The 16,430-nt window shown below is 68.6% G+C and carries 17 protein-coding genes and 1 tRNA gene; 11 read left to right on the forward strand and 7 right to left on the reverse strand.

Annotation, left to right across the window (positions count from 1 at the left end):
• Positions 1-113: 113 nt before the first annotated feature.
• The 4 genes from moaC (at position 114) to ACAH01_RS01035 (ending at position 3,291) form a co-directional block, all read left to right on the forward strand.
• Positions 114-587, forward strand: coding sequence for a cyclic pyranopterin monophosphate synthase MoaC (gene moaC / locus ACAH01_RS01020; RefSeq protein WP_170093023.1), 474 nt, complete (start codon positions 114-116; stop codon positions 585-587).
• Positions 584-1,180, forward strand: coding sequence for a molybdenum cofactor biosynthesis protein B (locus ACAH01_RS01025; protein ID WP_372479953.1), 597 nt, complete (start codon positions 584-586; stop codon positions 1,178-1,180). The genes moaC and ACAH01_RS01025 overlap by 4 nt, the downstream gene beginning before the upstream one ends.
• 66 nt (positions 1,181-1,246) lie before the next feature.
• Positions 1,247-1,879, forward strand: a complete 633-nt coding sequence (locus ACAH01_RS01030; protein WP_170093021.1) for a hypothetical protein — start codon at positions 1,247-1,249, stop codon at positions 1,877-1,879.
• Between the two features lie 71 nt (positions 1,880-1,950).
• Complete coding sequence (locus ACAH01_RS01035; protein ID WP_372479954.1) at positions 1,951-3,291, forward strand: glutamate-1-semialdehyde 2,1-aminomutase; 1,341 nt, start codon at positions 1,951-1,953, stop codon at positions 3,289-3,291.
• On the opposite strand, the gene ACAH01_RS01040 is transcribed toward ACAH01_RS01035, so the two are convergent.
• Complete coding sequence (locus ACAH01_RS01040; protein ID WP_372479955.1) at positions 3,292-4,281, reverse strand: DUF4349 domain-containing protein; 990 nt, start codon at positions 4,279-4,281, stop codon at positions 3,292-3,294.
• A gap of 191 nt (positions 4,282-4,472) precedes the next feature.
• Between ACAH01_RS01040 and ACAH01_RS01045 the strand changes: the two genes are divergently transcribed.
• Positions 4,473-5,279 (forward strand): hypothetical protein, encoded by an 807-nt coding sequence (locus tag ACAH01_RS01045; RefSeq protein WP_372479956.1) that lies wholly within the window; start codon positions 4,473-4,475, stop codon positions 5,277-5,279.
• A 63-nt stretch (positions 5,280-5,342) separates the two neighbouring features.
• Positions 5,343-6,191, forward strand: a complete 849-nt coding sequence (gene prs / locus ACAH01_RS01050; RefSeq protein WP_372479957.1) for a ribose-phosphate diphosphokinase — start codon at positions 5,343-5,345, stop codon at positions 6,189-6,191.
• An 84-nt stretch (positions 6,192-6,275) separates the two neighbouring features.
• On the opposite strand, the gene ACAH01_RS01055 is transcribed toward prs, so the two are convergent.
• The 4 genes from ACAH01_RS01055 to ACAH01_RS01070 all read right to left on the reverse strand — a co-directional run bounded on the left by ACAH01_RS01055 (position 6,276) and on the right by ACAH01_RS01070 (position 8,742).
• Entirely contained in the window at positions 6,276-7,082 is an 807-nt protein-coding gene (locus ACAH01_RS01055; protein WP_372479958.1) for a hypothetical protein, read from the reverse strand.
• Between the two features lie 96 nt (positions 7,083-7,178).
• Positions 7,179-7,544 (reverse strand): NifU family protein, encoded by a 366-nt coding sequence (locus ACAH01_RS01060; RefSeq protein ID WP_372479959.1) that lies wholly within the window; start codon positions 7,542-7,544, stop codon positions 7,179-7,181.
• A 93-nt stretch (positions 7,545-7,637) separates the two neighbouring features.
• Positions 7,638-8,240 (reverse strand): IMP cyclohydrolase, encoded by a 603-nt coding sequence (locus ACAH01_RS01065; RefSeq protein ID WP_372479960.1) that lies wholly within the window; start codon positions 8,238-8,240, stop codon positions 7,638-7,640.
• Between the two features lie 46 nt (positions 8,241-8,286).
• Complete coding sequence (locus tag ACAH01_RS01070; RefSeq protein WP_372479961.1) at positions 8,287-8,742, reverse strand: hypothetical protein; 456 nt, start codon at positions 8,740-8,742, stop codon at positions 8,287-8,289.
• Positions 8,743-8,890: 148 nt separating this feature from the next.
• On the opposite strand from ACAH01_RS01070, the gene ACAH01_RS01075 reads away from it, so the two are divergent.
• From ACAH01_RS01075 to ACAH01_RS01085, 3 genes are all read left to right on the forward strand, one after another.
• Positions 8,891-9,610, forward strand: a complete 720-nt coding sequence (locus tag ACAH01_RS01075; RefSeq protein ID WP_208627470.1) for a hypothetical protein — start codon at positions 8,891-8,893, stop codon at positions 9,608-9,610.
• 91 nt (positions 9,611-9,701) lie between these two features.
• A tRNA-Gln gene (locus tag ACAH01_RS01080) sits at positions 9,702-9,774 on the forward strand.
• Between the two features lie 277 nt (positions 9,775-10,051).
• Positions 10,052-10,480 (forward strand): universal stress protein, encoded by a 429-nt coding sequence (locus tag ACAH01_RS01085; RefSeq protein ID WP_372479962.1) that lies wholly within the window; start codon positions 10,052-10,054, stop codon positions 10,478-10,480.
• Positions 10,481-10,686: 206 nt separating this feature from the next.
• Here the strand turns inward: ACAH01_RS01085 and ACAH01_RS01090 are convergent, their stop codons facing one another.
• Positions 10,687-11,895, reverse strand: a complete 1,209-nt coding sequence (locus ACAH01_RS01090; protein ID WP_372479964.1) for an anion permease — start codon at positions 11,893-11,895, stop codon at positions 10,687-10,689.
• A gap of 67 nt (positions 11,896-11,962) precedes the next feature.
• Complete coding sequence (locus ACAH01_RS01095) at positions 11,963-13,018, reverse strand: phytoene/squalene synthase family protein (protein ID WP_372479965.1); 1,056 nt, start codon at positions 13,016-13,018, stop codon at positions 11,963-11,965.
• A 203-nt stretch (positions 13,019-13,221) separates the two neighbouring features.
• Here ACAH01_RS01095 and leuS point away from each other — a divergent pair, with 203 nt between their 5' ends.
• Together leuS and ACAH01_RS01105 are read left to right on the forward strand one after the other, a co-directional pair.
• Positions 13,222-15,981 carry a leucine--tRNA ligase gene (leuS, locus tag ACAH01_RS01100; protein ID WP_372479966.1) on the forward strand — a complete coding sequence of 920 codons (2,760 nt, stop codon included), beginning with the start codon at positions 13,222-13,224 and terminating at the stop codon, positions 15,979-15,981.
• A 66-nt stretch (positions 15,982-16,047) separates the two neighbouring features.
• On the forward strand, positions 16,048-16,326 hold the full coding sequence (locus tag ACAH01_RS01105) for a hypothetical protein (RefSeq protein WP_372479967.1): 279 nt from the start codon (positions 16,048-16,050) through the stop codon (positions 16,324-16,326).
• Positions 16,327-16,430: the final 104 nt, after the last annotated feature.

Raw genomic sequence — 16,430 nt, forward strand, 5'->3', positions numbered from 1 at the left:
CGGCTAGCGGGCCGAGGGCTTTCGGTCTCCGCACTGCAAGCGTCCAAGCTCACCTGCATACCAGGGCCCCAGAAGCACAAAGCGGTTTGTACGGGCCGGGCGTTGCGGGCGGTATGGACGAGTTCAGTCACGTCGAAGACGACGCGGCACAGATGGTCGACGTCGGCGACAAGGCCGTCGTCGACCGCCGGGCGGTCGCGAGCGGCCGGATCGACCTCGAACCGTCGACGGCCGCGTCGATCGAGACCGGCGCGGTCGTGAAGGGCAACGTGCTGGCGACGGCCCGCGTCGCCGCGATCCAGGCCGTCAAGCGCACCTGGGACGACATCCCGATGTGTCACCCGCTGTCGATCGACGGCGTCACCGTCGACTTCGAGGTCCGCGAGGACGGCGTCGAGAGCAGCGTCGAGGTGTCATCGACCGGCCAGACCGGCGTCGAGATGGAGGCGCTCAACGGCGTCACCCGCGCACTGTTGACGGTCTGGGACATGGTGAAGTCGGCCGAGAAGGACGACGACGGGCAGTATCCAGACACGCGCATCTCGGACGTGCGCGTGGAAGCGAAAGTCAAGGGGGCGGAGTCGTGAGCGATCACCGCGACCACGCTGCGGGCGGCCACGGCGAGCACCGCCACCACGATCACGACGCCGACGACCACGACGCCGACGACCACGACCACCATCACCACGGTACCGACGAGACCCTCGACGTCGCGGTGCTGACGATCTCTTCCTCTCGGTCGAGCGACGAGGACGAGAGCGGCCCGGTCGCGAGCAGGGCGATCGAGGACGCCGGCCACCGCGTCGCCGTCACCGACGTGGTCGCGGACGACGAGGCGGCCATCCGCGAGCGCGTCGAGACGCTGGCGGGCGAGCGTGCCGACGGAGAGACCGTCGACGTGATCGTCACCACCGGCGGGACGGGGTTGACGCCCGACGACGTGACCATCGAGGCGATCCGCCCGCTGTTGGACCCCGAGATCCCCGGCGTCGGCGAGTACTTCCGGCGGCTGAGCCACGAGCAGGTCGGAACCGCCGCCATGCTGACCCGCGCGACGGCCGGGATCGTCGGCGAGACCGCGGTCTACGCCTTCCCCGGGAGCCCCGACGCGATCGCACTGGGCGTCGAGTCGGTCCTGTTGCCCGAGGTCGGCCACGTCGTCGGGCTGGCACGGCGATGAGTTTCGTCCACGCTCGATGCAATTGACCGGCAAAAATATTTAGCAGCTGTGCGTCGAAACGAGTCTGTGAACGTCGAACGCCGTCGCCTGCTCCACTCACTCGCCGGGAGCGCCCTGATTGGTGTCTCTGGTTGTCTCGGTCGTCCCGACGCGTCGAACACGTCGGAATCTCCGACGACGACCGCAGCGGAGACACCGTCGCTCTCCTCGCTGTCGTTGACCGGGGCGGTCGAGACTCAATCGACGACCGACCATCCTGCACGAATCTCACTCTCGCTTGCCAATCGAGGCGACAGCGCTGTCACGGTCCACATGGGTCCGACACTCCTGTTTACGGACAACAGTTCTGCCCAGCTCGAATGGGCCGACGCGATTGCGATCGAACCGGCTGGGCGGGGCGCTGAACTCAGCGCCGATCCGGTCCGAGAAGGCGAGTGCTGGCGCGTGCCAGACACGGCTGTGCCGGTCGTCCAGTCATCTCTCGATGCGGTCCCGCTCGGCTCGGACGAGCCCGTAACTGAAACGTACGAGGTGTACACTCGGGGCGTCTCCGGGACGTGCCTGCCATCGGGTCAGTATCGGTTCGAGGACCAGATTTATCTGGAGACCGAAGATCGACCGATCGTTCTCTCGGTCGTGTTGAGCGTTACCGACGACCAGCAGATCCGGTTCCGCTCCGGCGGCGTCTCGCCGCCGTAAACTGTTCGACCACTCACACTCGACAGCATCTGACCGACAGTATCTTTCTGGCCCGGTCCAAAGCCCCGGCCATGAACCACGAGCAGTCGCGAGCGCTGTACGATCGGGCGCTGTCGGTGATGCCGGGCGGCGTCAACTCCTCCGTGCGGGCGACCCAGCCCTACCCGTTCTTCGTCGAGCGCGGGGACGGCGGCCACGTGATCGACGCCGACGGGAACCGCTATCTCGACTTCGTGCTGGGCTACGGCCCGCTCTTGCTGGGTCACGACCTGCCCGAGCCGGTCCAGTCGGCCGTCCAGCAACGTGCCGCCGAGGGACCGATGTACGGCGCGCCCACGGAGGTCGAGGTCGAACTGGCGGAGTTCGTCCGCCGACACGTCCCCAGCGTCGAGATGACGCGCTTCGTCAACAGCGGCACCGAGGCGACGGTGTCGGCGGTCCGGCTCGCGCGAGCCTACACCGGCCGGGACAAGATCGTCGTCATGCAGGGCGGCTACCACGGCGCACAGGAGTCGACGCTGGTCGAGGGCGAGGGCGACCACACGGCCCCCTCCAGTCCCGGCATCCCCCCGGAGTTCGCCGAGCACACCCTGACGCTGCCCTTCAACGACGCCGAGGCCGCACGGGAACTGTTCGCCGAGCACGGCGACGACATCGCCGCGGTCCTGACCGAGCCGATCCTGGGCAACTACGGGATCGTCCACCCGGTCGAGGGCTACCACGAGACGCTGCGCGAGCTGTGTGACGACCACGGCTCGCTGCTGATCTTCGACGAGGTCATCACCGGCTTCCGGGTCGGCGGCCTCCAGTGTGCCCAGGGGAAGTTCGGCGTCACGCCCGACCTGACGACCTTCGGCAAGATCGTCGGGGGCGGGTTCCCGGTCGGCGCGATCGGCGGCCGCTCGGAGATCGTCGAGCAGTTCACGCCTGCCGGCGACGTGTTCCAGTCGGGCACCTTCTCGGGTCACCCCGTGACGATGGCCGCGGGCCTGGAGACGCTACGCTACGCCGCCGAGAACGACGTGTACGACCACGTGAACGGCCTGGGCGAACGGCTGCGCGCCGGCTTGACGGACATCCTCGCCGATCAGGCACCCGAGTACACCGTCGTCGGCACCGACTCGATGTTCAAGGTAGTGTTCACCCGCGATGCCGACGGCACGCAGGCCGGCGGCCCCTGTGACGCCGGCTGTAGGCAGGATCCCGACTGTGAGCGCTTCGACACCTGCCCGAAGACCGGGGCGGACATCAAGCGCGCCGAGACCGAGCGCTGGCAGCGCCTGTTCTGGCCGGCGATGAAAGAGCGGGGCGTCTTCCTCACGGCCAACCAGTTCGAATCGCAGTTCGTCTGTGACGCCCACACGGAGGCGGACATCGACGAAGCGCTGGAAGCGTACAAGGAAGCTCTGTAGCTACTCCTCGCTCTCTCCGCTGCCGGGCTCGCCGTCGTCGGTCGTCCCGCTCTCGTCAGCGCTCGTCTCGACGACTGCTGGCGAGTCGTCTGGACGCTCTGGCTCGGCGCTCATCGCTCCCGAGACGAACCGCCGAGTCCGACGGACGCCGCCGACGAGCACGAGGCCGAAGGCCGCCAGGGGCAACAGCGAGAGCCCGATCGGGATCGCGTAGCCGAAGAAGACGACGACGTACTTCACCGCCGTCAGGCCGCCGTAGAACGCCTCCATGAACGCGTCGTCGAAGCCAAACGAGGACCGGTAGTTCTCGGGTGGCTGCTCGCCCACCGGCTCGTGGGCGTCGATCCGGATCGTCGACATGGCCTCCTGGCGCTCGAGCGAGGCCTGTTGCTGGCGGAGGGTTCGCAGTTCGTCGTGCACGTCTCGGAGGTCGGTTCTGATCTCGCTGGCCTCCTCGCTGTCGTTGGCCCGGGTCAGCAGGCTTTCGAGAGCCTGCTCTTCCTGCTGGAGATCATCGATGCGGGCCGCGCGGTCGTTGTACTGGTCGGTGAAGTCCTGGACCGAGACCGACTCGTCCTCGACGTGGCCAAGCGCCGCGAGGTCGTCACGGGCCTCGGAGAAGTTCTCGGGGGGCACCCGGACCGTGATCTGGCCCTCGTCCCAGTCGCCACGGGAGTTCTGCGAGCGGTCGCCGACGTAGCCGCCGTGGGCCGCGGCGATCTCGCGCGTCGAGCGAAACGCCCGCGTGAAGTTGTCGACCCGCAGGTCCATCCGGGACTCGCGGACGATCACGCGATCGCCGTCGGCGTCGTAGTAGCTGCCGACGCCGCCACCGCCGCCACCGCCGCTGGCGTCGTCGGCCGACTGCATCCCCAGCTCGGAGCCGCCGCCGTCGGCGGTGTTTTGGGCACCCGAACAGCCGGCGACGGCGACGAGGACGACGACGGCCAGCAGCGCGATCTGTCGTCTGGTCACGGGTATCGTTGGCATGGTCCGTCAGATCGTACGACGGACGATCGCATCAAGGCCCTGAACGGTGAAAGGCCGCTTTGAGTCACGTCGCGGCGTCTCCCCGCGACCGACGCCCGCGCGCTTCGAGAGTCCGAGGCCCGTCCGTCACACCGCCGGTCCCGAATCGGTGAGGCGGTAGCCTTTCCAGCCGACCCGACCAACCCCCGCTCATGAGCGACGACGACATCGCCCTCGACGAGAAGCGGATCTACGAGGAGCGCCGCGAGGAGACCCACGCCTACGTCGCCTGCGAGATGGGCGTGGCGACGGTGGCGCTCTCGGACGACCAGATCGGCCGGTTCGGGCTCGAACACCAGTGTACGGCCCGCGACATCGCCGCCGATCGGGGCCGTCTCGCGGTCGCGACCGCGGAGGACGTGCTGGTCGGCAGCGACGAGGGGTTCGAGAGCACGGAGTTCGGCCCGGCGACGGCGGTCGGCGTCGGCGAGCGCGTCGTCGCCGCCAGCGAGGACGGGACGGTCGCCCGACTCGACGGGGACGAGTGGGTGACACTGGGCGCTGTCGAGGAGGTTCACGCCGTCGACGGCGACCTCGTGGCGGCCACGGACGGCTGCTTCCGGATCGACGGCGACGACCTCGTCGCGCTGGGCGGGGACGCCGTCCGAGACGTGGCCGCCGCTGGCCCCTACGCCGGGACCGCCGACGGCGTCGACCGCCTCGCCGACGGCTGGACGACCGAGCTGGCCGGCGACGCGACCGTCGTCTCGGCCGAGCGCGACGGCGACCGCGCACACGCAGTCGTCGACGGCGACTTCTTCGCACGCGCCAGCGGCGAGTGGACGGCCGTCGACCCGACCGTGTCCGGGATCGTCGACGTCGCCTACGCCGCTGCGACGGTGACCGTCACCGACGACGGCACCGTCGCGATCGACCCGGTGACCGCGAAAGACGGCGCACCGGAGTGGCGCTCGCGTGCGCTCGGGCTGGCCGGCGTCACCGGCGTCGCCGTGCCGTAGCTCGCCGGACCGGCCTCTCTGGGAACCGAAAAGGGGTTTAGCGCGGCCGGTAGATGGGCGAACATGATCATCCCCGGTTCGGAATCGCAGGCGTTCGCGGCGGCGCTGGCCGACGCGAGCGGCGAGTCACTCGGGCGCGTCGAGTACGAGGACTTCGCAGACGGCGAGTCTGTCGTGCGCGTCCCCGACGAGATCGACCGGGCGGTCGTCGTCGCCTCGACGGTCTCCGATCACGCACACGTCGAACTGCTCCAGCTGCAAGACGCCGCCCGCGAAGCCGGTGCCGACGAGGTCCTCACCGTCCTGCCGTACATGGGATACGCCCGCCAGGACGAGGCGTTCCGGACCGGCGAACCCGTCTCCTCGCGTGCGATGGCGCGCGCCATCTCGTCGGGCACCGACCGCGTGCTGACGGTCAACCCGCACGAGGACACCGTCTGTGAGTTCTTCGACGTGCCCGCCGAACCGGTCGACGCTGCCGGCGTCCTGGCCGACCCGCTGCCCGCTGACCTCGACGAGCCGCTCTTTCTCTCGCCCGACGAGGGAGCCGTCGACATCGCGACGACCGTCCGAGACGCCTACGGGCGCGGAACCGTCGACTACTTCCAGAAGGATCGGGACTACGACACCGGCGCGGTCGACGTCTCGCCCAGCGACGCCGCGGTCGCCGACCGGGACGTGGTCGTTGCCGACGACATCATCGCCACCGGCTCGACGATGAGCGAGGCCGTCGGCGTGTTGAACGACCGGGGTGCCGGCCGGGTCTTCGTCTCCTGTGTCCACCCCATGCTGGCGGCCAACGCTCAGACGAAGCTGGCGAGTGCCGGCGTCGAACGGGTCTATGGCACCGACACGATCGAACGGGCCGTCAGCGATGTCAGCGCCGCGAGCGCCGTCGCCGAGTACCTGTAGCTCTCGTCACACCGCTTCGACTGCTGGCGCTCACGCGGTCGTGACTACCCCCGTATCTCTTCGCTACTCGAACAGCCGGCAGTCTCAACCGGTCGTCGGCGTCGCTGTCGCCGTCGTCACGCTCTCCGGCCAGCGCGCCCGGACCCACTCCGGGGGCTGGACCGTCGTCTCGCCGACGGCGCTGTATCGGTAGCGATAGTCGATCCGCTCGCGGTTGCTACCGATCACGTCCTCGTAGCTGACCGACAGCGAGCGGACGAACCCCGAGGGAGCCACCAGCGCCTCGACGCTGTAGTTGCTGATCTCACCGGTCACGGGCAACGTGTCGGCCGAGCCCGTGATCCGGTAGTACCGCTTCCCGTCGACCGTGGTCGCCGCGACGGTGGCCGACTCGATCGCGAGATAGCGGCTGATCGCCACTTCGGGCTGGTGGCCGTAGCGTGCCGTGGCGTTCGTCGCCGACGCCGTCGAGTAGGTGAAGCCGGCGCGACTCACGTCCCGACGGTAACGCGTCTCGCCCTCGGTGTACCCCGAGGTGTTGACGGGCCGCCACGAGGTCGCCAGCTCGTACCGATAGCGGCGTTCGTGCTCGACCCACAGCCGCGTGTCGACGCGCTCGGATTCGTTCGTCCCGACGGGACTCGCGCGCTGGTGTTCCTGCCAGACGTACGAGCGCTCCCGGATCGCCGCCCTGTGGGCTCGGGCGAGCCGGTCGGCGTCGACGATCCGCGCACCCCCAACTCCCGGTGCGATCGCGCTGCCGGTCGACTCGGTGGCGGGCGGTTCGGGGACCGGTGCCGGCGTCACCGTCGTCTCCGTCGACGTGCCGACCAGCCCCCCACAGCCGGCAAGGAGCGCGACGGCGACGACCGCGAGCAGCCCCAGACGCATACCCACTGTTCGGCAGCGAGGTGCATAATCCCACGGCCCGACTCCACGACGCGGAGCCGCCGCTCACCGACGAGAAAAAACGGAGAAGGTTGGAGCTTAGAACGGCGCTTCGGGGCCTTCGTCGTCGTCGCCGCCGATCTCGCCGCCCCGCGAGTCGCCGGGCATCGACGGGCTGGCTCCGCCGGCCATGCCCTCACTGCCTTCCGCGCCCGTGTTGGCGTGGACCGTGTCGATCTCGGGGATCTCCTTGGTCATGCGGGTCTTGATCGCCTGGATCGTCATCGGCGAGATCCCACAGCCCGAACAGGCACCGCCGAGCTGGATCGTGACAGTGCCTTCCTCGCGGTCGATGTTCTGGATCGCCGCCGAGCCGCCGTGCATCTGGATCTGCGGGAAGTTCCGGCGCAGGAAGTTCGTGATGCGCTCCTCGAGGTCGTCGCCGCTTTCGGTCTCCGTGCTCATAGTGTCTACACGTGGGTGCCCCGCCTGCTTAGACCTTTGGACTGACCCGTTCGGGCTCGGGTCGAGAGCCGTACAAAAGCGGACTGGAGCGCCCTAGCCGTTGTAGATCGCGGTCTCGACGCCGTCGTCGACCGCGACGCCGGCCGCACAGACGGCGTGTTCGAACTCGTGGTCGTACAGCTCGCGGGCGATGCCCGCCGGGTCGGTCGCTGCCAGGTCGAACGCCTCCGGGCTGTCCTTCTCGTAGGTCGCGACCAGCGTCGGCTCGGTGACCTCTTCGACCACCAGCGCGTCCCGGCGGACCGTCCCGATGACGCCGCCGTGGCCCTCGGCCCGCGTCGTGGGGTCGTCGGGATCGACGCCGACGATGCCGGCGATGCGCGGGGTGTCGTAGTCGTCTTTCTCGAAGTCAAGCGCCAGCAGCGACTCGGCGACGGCGTCCCGCGCGGGGTAGCCAAGTGCCAGCTTCTCCGCGATCGGATCGACGTGAGAGCCGTTGCCGACGACGACGCCCCGGTCCGTCTCTCGTACGGCGTTGTACGAGATGTAGGGGTTGTCGGTCTCGGGGGCGTCCTCCGTGGGGCCGACCGTGATCGTGCCGTCACGGTCGAGTGCTCTCCTGTTCGGGAACGATCGCGACGAGACGCGGTACGCGCCGACCTGCGGGCCGACGACGACGAACCGTCCAACGTACATACGCGTCAGTTCGGCGGTCGAAGTAAGGAGGTGTCGGTTTTGCCCGTCACCGGCCGAACAGCCAGTGGCCGACTCCGAGGACGATACCGTAGAGGGCCAGTCCGGCCAGCAGCGTCGGATCGAGCCACGGGAACGGCGGGGCCATGGCTCCGACCGCTCCGAGCCAGGCCGGGAGCGCCACCGCGGCGACGAGCCACAGCGCGACGCTGTATCCGATCCCGAGGACGACCGTCGTCGAGAGGGCCTGTCGCCCGGCCGCCGTGCTAAAGAGGATGCCGGCCGCGGCGCTGGCAGCTCCGAGCACGAGCCAGCCCACGGCCGTCCCGCTGGCCCAGAGCAGCGCGGAGAACGTCTCGGAGAGCACGGTCGGCGCGGTGAGTGTCAGAAACACGCCCGCGCCGAGACCGCCGATCAGCCCGGCTGCCAGCCCGCGAAGCCAGGTCGGCGAGACGGTCGGCGTCCGGGTGCGGGCGGCGCTCGGGTTGGGTCTCTCCGATGCCATGGCTGTCACCAGACCGTGGCCACCCCTATACGGCTCGATCGTTCACGCGATAACCCGGGCGTATTCGCTCCGCCACGGCGGTACGCTCGTCTTTCGTGCCCGCCGGGAGTCACCGCCGTTATGCCGTTCGAACCCCTCGCTGTGGACGATGATCGAGGGGCTGGACGCCGACGTGGTCGGGACCGACGCGGCCGCGACACGACGGGACGAGATCGTCGCCGCTGTCACCGACCACGCGAGTGAGATCGCCCGCGAACTCGCACGCCTCCAGGGCGGCGACTACGGACAGGCGACCTTCGAGACCGACGCCGCCTCCTGGACCCTGAAATACGAGGCCGGCGACGTGCAGTATCTCCGCTACGAACGAGGTGGTCGCGAGATCTACGTCGTCTCGACCCAGCAACCGCCCGCTCCGGGCGCGCTGGCGACGGCGCTGTCGGACTACGACGCGTTCGTCGCGGCGTTCAACGAGCACGTTCGATCGCTCGACGGCGTCCTCGACGACGTGACGACCGAGTTCCCCGAGGTCGCCACCGTCGACGACGTGGTCGCCACACGCCAGGCGATCCTCTCGGAGCTCCGGGAGGTCGCCGACGCCATGGCTCAACAGCTCTACCGCTACAGCGGCGACAGCTACGGCACCTTCACGACCCGGATCGACGGCTCGCGCTGGGAACTCAACTGGGAGGAAGGCCGGGCGGACTACCTCCGGGTCGGCGGCGAGGGCGGCGTCTACCTCCTCTCGCAGTACCAGCCGCCTGACGCTCGCGACCTGCGAGCCCACGCCGACGACGTACCGGGGTTCGTCGAGGCGTTCAACGACCACGTCCGCGAAATCTCGGAGTCACTGGAAACGGTGTCGCTGTAGTCGCACCCCTCGCGATCGGATGGCAGACGATCACACAGAGCCGTCTCGTCCGTAACACTGATATGCGACTGCCGGATACGATGGGGTACACAGTCCATTGGGGTAGTGGCCAATCCTGAAGCCTTCTGGGGGCTTCGACCCTGGTTCGAATCCAGGATGGACTATTCCTGCGGCGAGCACATTCGCGAGCCGCGCAATCGTCGATGGAGTGGATTCGAACCCTGTCAGTCGCGCGCAGCGCCGGTGAGCACGTCTGATTCCGGTTCGATATCCAGGATGGACTATTCCTGCGGCGAGCACACTCGCGAGCCGTGCAATCGTCGACGGAGTGGATTCGAACCCTGTCAGTCGCGCGCAGCGCCAGTGAGCACGGCCACCGCTTCGGGCTCTTGGTCGCTTCGAGCACCCATCTCTTTGACACCGGCCGACGACGCTGTGCGTATGGATCCTTCGCACGTCCTCGTGCCACTCGACGGGTCGCCCCTCTCGGAGGCGGCGCTGGCCCACGCGCTTTCCGTCTTCGACTGTCCGATCACGGTCCTGAACGTGGTGACACCGATCGACGCGTCGATGAGCGAGAGCGGCGTCATCGAGCGAGACGACCGCGAGGCCGAGGCCCGCGAGTACGCCGACGAGGTAATTGACGAAGCCCAGCAGCGCGCGACCGAGTACGACCAGCCCATCGAAACCGTCGTTGAGGAGGGCGACCCCGCCGAGACCATCGTCGACTACGCCGACGAGCACGACGTGGACCAGGTCGTGATGGGCGGTCACGGCGGCGACGCCAGCGACCTGACCCAGCGCCTACTCGGGACGGTCGCCACGGCGGTCGTTCGAGAAGCGCCGGTGACGGTGACTGTCGTTCGGTGATCTGGTGTCGGCTCTTTGTGAGTCTGTAACGCTTCTTCAGACACAGAGGCGAATCATCGAAAGCCCTCGCATCGTTCGACCGTCTGGGGCTCGCTTCGCGCCCTGGCCTTCGGCCTGGTGCTTACGTCGCCCGGGACGGATCGAACGACGCTCGGCCTTTCACTGTCTTCGGCTTGATACCGTCGGTCGCATCTCTGCGGACTCCCTCACCTGATCCCGAGCACCGTCGAGAGCAGTCGATAGAGGCCGAAACCGATGGCGATGCTCGTGACGAGCGTGATCACCCAGAACGCCAGCGTGACGCCGATCTTTCGCCTGGAAACGCCCGCCGAGCCGCCGGCCAACCCCCCGCCGATCACGCCGGAGATGATGATGTTGTTGAAGGAAATCGGAATGCCGAGTGCGATGGCGGCCTGTGCGATGATGAAACCGGGGACGAGCGCGGCGATCGACCGGCGGACACCGAGCTGGGCGTACTCGCGCGAAGTCGCCTGTAGCAGCCGCGGCGCGCCCATCCACGCCCCGCCGAGGATACCGGCGGCTCCGAGTCCCAGCAGGAGGATCCCCGGCAGTCCGAGTTCGACGCCGTAGAGGTTCTCCAGTGGCCCGGTCGCCAGTCCGACCTGACTGCCGCCACTGGAGAAGGCGACGACGCTGCCAAGCACGACGAGGAAGGTCTTGATCCCGCGGTCGACCGAGGCCTGGGTGCGGCGGCGGATCCACTGGAAGCTCGCCGCCGCCACCACCAGCGTGAACGCGACGACGCCGAGATCGAGACCGCCGACGATCGGCGTGGGCACCTGTCGCGCCAGAAATCCGGCGACGGAACCCTGCTGGACGCCGGGCGGTGTCGGGACGATACTGAGCTGGACGTTCGCGACGATCCCGCCGACGATGGCCGCGAGCAGCGGGACCCCGACCGTCTCGGGGATGTCGTCACGGCGCAGGATCGTCGCCGTGAGATACGCCAGGCCGCCCGAGACGGGCGGTACGAGGAGCCAGAACGTCCCGATCCGTCGGTAGGTGGCCATCGCGGGGTCACCCTCAAGCGAGAGGCCGACGCCGACCATCGCGCCGGTCGTCGCGAAGGCGGCGGGGACGGGATAGCCCGAGTAGACGCCGAAGGCCATGAACGCACTCGCAGTGAGTAGCCCCGCCGTCGCCGCAAGCGAGGAGATCTCGACGCCGTCGATGAGCCCCGAACCGACGGTCTCTGAGATCGCGCCACCCTGTGTCAACGCTCCGAGGGCGGCGAGGATGCCGATGAGGAAGGCCGCTCGCATCGTCGAGATGGCGTTCGCACCGATCGCGGGCGCGAACGGCGGCGAGTTGCTGTTCGCACCGAGAGCCCACGCGGTCACGAGGCTCGTCAGCGAGGCGAGTCCGACCAGCGACCAGAACGCGATCCCGGTCATCGATTCCGGTCCATGCCGGCCGTTCGACGGGCACTCTCAAAAGCGTTCGCGCCGGGATCGTCGCTCGCTACTGCTCGTGGTACGGGCCGGCTCGCACCGTGGCTGCGAGATCGCGGACCTGGTCGCGGGTGAAGCCGTCCTCGGCCTCGGCGAACAGCGCCTCGACCTCCTCGCGTTCGAGCTTGACCGCGTCGGGCTGTTCGACGGCGTCGACGGTCCGTTCGCGGAGTTCGCGGATCGTTCCGAGTGCCAGCAGGTAGGGCAGCGCCGTCGCCTCCAGGAGGCCGCCGTTGTCTCCTTCCGGGACCGTCGAGAGGTACCGCTGGGCACCGTGTGCGTAGTCGGCGGCCTGATCGACGACGCGGCCGACGACGCGGGCGACCGCGGTCGAGTGCTCGGGCTCGGCGACGGCCTCGTGGTCGAGTTCTTCCTCGGCGAGCCACTCGCCGGGGAGGTAGACGTTGTTCTCCTCGTCCCAGTCGGCGCGGACGTCCTTGGCGATGTTGACCAGCTGGAGCAGGAGTGCGAACGCGCGGGCGTCTTCGGGGTCTGGCGTGGGGTCGTCGGGATCGGCTCGGGCGGCCTGGAGGTTCATGAACAGCTGGCCGACGGTGCCGGCGACGTACCAGCAGTACTCTTCGAGTTCGTCCAGCGTCTCCAGACGGAGGCCGCTGCTGTCTTCGTGGCGGCGCAGGATGTCCGCCATCCCGGTTGCCATCTCGCGGGTGATCGAGCGCATCCCGTCCTGGACCGGGTCGGGAAACGACCGCCAGAGGCGGACGATGCGGTCGGTCTGGCCGAGGACGGCCCAGTCGTCGCCTCCGTCGGCCGGCGTCTCCGGCTCGACGGCCGCCAGAAAGTCCTCGACGGTCGTCTCGTCGTCTTCGGCCAGCATCGCGTCGAAGGTCTCTAAGAGCTCGGCGCGGCGCTGCATCGGAATCGTCGGTTCGTCCTCGATCGTGTCCGCGGTCCGGCAGAGGAGATAGCCGGTACAGACCCACTCCGTCATCGGCTCGTCCAGCAACTCGACACTCAGCGCGAACGTCCGGGAGACCGACTGGACGGCCTCGAACGCCCAGGTCCGATCGTCAGCCAGCGTCGCCTGCTGCGGCACTCCGGTCATTGTGAGTATACTCCGGCTCGGTGTACAAAAAAGGCCGCCCAACAGATGGAGCCAACCTCGCGTTCGCCGTCACCGACGGCGTTGTGCTGTCTTATTCATCACGAAAGATGGTCTGGATTACCCCTCGTCGATTCCCACCCCTCGATGTCACGCCCTCGCTGGCAGAACAGTGATGGTGCCACCCTCCCACCTTCCGGGCAAGGATGGCGAACCGCTACAACCACGCCCGCGTCCAGGAGTACTGGCAACACGTCTGGGACCGCGAGGGCGTGTACGAACTCGACGACGCGGCGATCGACCGCGGCGAGGGGACCTACGTGCTGGGGATGTTCCCCTACACGTCGGGCTCGCTGCACATGGGCCACATCCGCAACTACGCGATCACCGACGCCGTCGCCCGCTACCGGCGGATGAACGGTGCGGACGTGCTCCACCCGATGGGGTGGGACGCCTTCGGGCTCCCGGCGGAGAACGCCGCCTACGAGCGCGACACCGACCCGGAGTCGTGGACGCGAACGTGCATCGAGCAGATGCGCGACGAACTCGAACGGATGGGGTTTGGCTACGACTGGTCTCGCGAGATCACCACCTGCGATCCGGAGTACTACCGGTGGAACCAGTGGCTCTTTACCCGCTTCTACGAGAACGACCTCGTCGAGTACACCGGCGCAGCGGTCAACTGGTGCCCGGACTGCGAGACCGTCCTGGCCGACGCACAGGTCGACGAGGGCGACGGTCCGGCCGACGTGCGCGACGACACGCCGGGACACGCCGACGGCGAGGGGGTCTGCTGGCGCTGTGGCACCGCGGTCGAGACACGCGAACTCGACCAGTGGTTCTTCACGATCACCGACTACGCGGACGAACTCGCGGACGGCCTGGACGACCTCGACGGGTGGCCCGACAGCGTCCGCGAGATCCAGCGCAACTGGATCGGCCGCCGCGAGGGTGCCGAGATCACCTTCGAGATCGACGGCGAGCCGATCGACGTGTTCACGACCCGGCCCGACACCGTCTTCGGAGCGACGTATCTGGCGCTCGCGCCGGGCCACGAGGTCGCCCGCGAACTCGCCCAGCACGCGTCCTCGGGAGCGAGCGATGCGGTCGCCGACTTCCACGACCGGGCCGCAGACGGCCGGGCCGAGGGAACGGCCGGCGTCGACACCGGGCTCACCGCGACGAACCCGGTCACCGGCGAGGAGATTCCCGTCTACGTCGCCAGCTACGTCCTCTCTGACGTGGGGACGGGTGCGGTGATGGGCGTGCCGGCCCACAACGAGCGCGACCACGCCTTCGCCACGGCACACGACCTCCCGGTCGAGCGAGTCGTCGCGCCCAACGACGCCGAACGCGGAGCGCGCAACGGCGACGACCTCCCGTACACCGACGAGGGGATGATCGTCGCCGACGGGGCCTACGAGGGGCTGGCGAGTGCGGCCGCCCGCGAGCGATTGCTCGATCACGACGCCGTGACGGCGGCGACGACCTACCGGCTCCGGGACTGGCTCATCTCTCGGCAGCGCTACTGGGGGACGCCGATCCCGATGGTCCACTGCGAGGACTGTGGCGCGGTGCCGGTGCCCGACGAAGACCTCCCCGTCGAACTCCCCGAGTTCGTCCAGACCACGGGGAACCCACTGGCCGCGAGCGACGAGTTCGTCCAGACGACCTGTCCCGACTGTGGCGGCCCCGCCCAACGCGAGACCGACACCATGGACACCTTCGTCGACTCCTCCTGGTACTTCCTGCGGTACCTGAACCCCGACCTCTCGACGGCCCCCTTCGAGAACGAGGTTGCCGACGACTGGCTCCCGGTCGACGTGTACGTCGGCGGCGACGAGCACGCGGTGCTCCACCTGCTGTACATTCGCTTTTTCACCCGCGCGCTGGCGGATCTGGGCCTGCTCGATCGGCGCGAACCCGTCGACCGGCTGGTCAACCAGGGGACGGTGTTGCACGGCGGCGAGAAGATGTCCAAGTCGAAGGGCAACGACGTAGCCCCCCACGAGTACGGCGCAGAGACGACGCGGCTGTTCGTCCTCTCGGCGGCACACCCCGGCCAGGACTTCGAGTGGACGGCGACGGACGTGAGCAACGCCTACGAGTTCCAGCAGGACGTGTACCGGATGGTGCTGTCGTTCACCGACGGTGCCGGCGGTCGGACCGAGAGCAGACCGCACGACGCCTACCTCGAACGGGAGATCGACCGAACGATCGCCGCCGTCACCGACGAGTACGACCGCTTTCGCTTCCACCGGGTCGTCACCGAACTCCAGCAGTTCGCCCAGTTGCTGCGACGCTATCGCGAGTACGAGACGCCGTACCGCTTCGCGTACAGCCGGGGGCTGCGCGTGCTGGCGAAACTGCTCGCGCCGCTCGCTCCCTATCTGGCAGAGGAGCTGTGGTCCGCGCTGGACGGCGAGGGGCTGATCGCCGGTGCCGACTGGCCCACGCCGCTGCACGACAGTCCCGACTATCGCACCGAGCGCGAACTCGTCCGGACGACGCTCGCGGACGTGCGCGAGATCACCGACGTGGTCGAGATCACCGATCCCGACGAGATCGAACTCGTCGTCGCGCCCGACTGGAGCTATCGCGCCTACGAGATCGCTCGCGCGGTGAGCCAGGAGCCAGAGTCGACCGCGAGCGAGGGTGGTCCCAGCTCTCGGGACGGCAGTACACCCGCGGGACAGCCGGCAGACGGGGCAGTCGTCGGTCGTATCATGGACGCCGACGCCGTGCCCGGTACCGAGGCGGCGGCCGACTACGCGGCCGAGCTGGCCGACCGTTCTGGCGGGTTCGAGCCGGTGCTGGCTCCAGACCGGGAGCTGACGGTGCTGGAACAGGCGTCGTGGCTGTTCGCCGAGGAGTTCGACGCGGACGTGGTCGTCAGGCGGGCCGACCCCGACGGCGAGCAGGCCCACAGAGCCCGGCCGAACAAGCCCGCGATCCACATCACGTGATCGGTCCACAGTGGGTCTCGGTCCTGTTGGTGTAGCTATAAGACGCTGGCACCCCACGGTTCTCGTATGGCCTTCGACAACGTCACGCTGTTCGAGATCAACGTCGCGGACCCCCTGGGAGACGAGCCGACCGACGCCGGACCCGCGAGCGAGCCGGACGAACCGGCCGCCGACTCGGCGACGGCGGACACGGGCGGCAATCTCTGGCTGCGGCTCCTCGGGCTCGTCGCCGCTGTCGCGACGGTCGGGCTGGCGGTCCGCTGGCTCCGCCAGCGCCGGAGCGAGGCCGAGGCCGACTACGAGACCGAGGAGATCGAGCCCGGCGTCGAGCGCGTCGCGGTCTGACACTGCCGGCCGTCACCTCTCGGAGTGCTTCGCCGCTACGGGCGGCGGAACTGTCGGTCAATACACAGCCGACAGCCCGAGGACAGCCGCGCCTTTTTCCCCGC

It is taken from the genome of Halomicrobium sp. HM KBTZ05 (assembly GCF_041530035.1).
Taxonomy (GTDB): domain Archaea; phylum Halobacteriota; class Halobacteria; order Halobacteriales; family Haloarculaceae; genus Halomicrobium.